This is a genomic window from Luteimonas sp. TWI596 (genome assembly GCF_039674105.1).
In the GTDB taxonomy this organism is placed as follows: domain Bacteria; phylum Pseudomonadota; class Gammaproteobacteria; order Xanthomonadales; family Xanthomonadaceae; genus Luteimonas.
This window is the reverse complement of sequence record NZ_JBDJMU010000056.1, coordinates 1-605: the sequence shown is the minus strand read 5'-3', so window position 1 is coordinate 605 and position 605 is coordinate 1. Positions and strand designations below refer to the sequence as shown.

The window sequence follows — 605 nt, the reverse complement described above, 5'->3', positions numbered from 1 at the left end:
GCTTACTTGATGATCTTGGCCACGACACCGGCGCCGACGGTCCGGCCGCCTTCGCGGATCGCGAAGCGCAGGCCTTCGTCCATCGCCACCGGGTTGATCAGCGTGACCACCATCTTCACGTTGTCGCCCGGCATCACCATCTCGGTGCCTTCCGGCAGCTCGACCGCACCGGTGATGTCGGTGGTACGGAAGTAGAACTGCGGACGGTAGCCCTTGAAGAACGGCGTGTGACGGCCGCCTTCGTCCTTCGACAGCACGTACACCTCGGCCTCGAAGTCGGTGTGCGGCTTGATCGAACCCGGCTTGGCCAGCACCTGGCCACGCTCGACGTCGTCACGCTTGGTGCCGCGCAGCAGCAGACCGGCATTGTCGCCCGCCTGGCCCTGATCGAGCAGCTTGCGGAACATCTCCACGCCCGTGACGGTCGTCTTCTGCACCGGACGGATACCGACGATCTCGATTTCGTCGCCGACCTTGATGATGCCGCGCTCGATACGGCCCGTGACCACCGTGCCGCGACCCGAGATCGAGAACACGTCCTCGACCGGCATCAGGAACGCCTTGTCGATGTCGCGCTCCGGCTCCGGAATCCAGGTGTCCAGCGC

The 605-nt window shown here is 65.1% G+C and carries 1 protein-coding gene; it reads right to left on the bottom strand.

Annotated elements, in window-relative coordinates:
* Positions 1-2: 2 nt before the first annotated feature.
* A partial coding sequence (locus ABE487_RS17220) for an EF-Tu/IF-2/RF-3 family GTPase (protein ID WP_346445849.1) occupies positions 3-605 on the bottom strand: 603 nt, incomplete at its 5' end.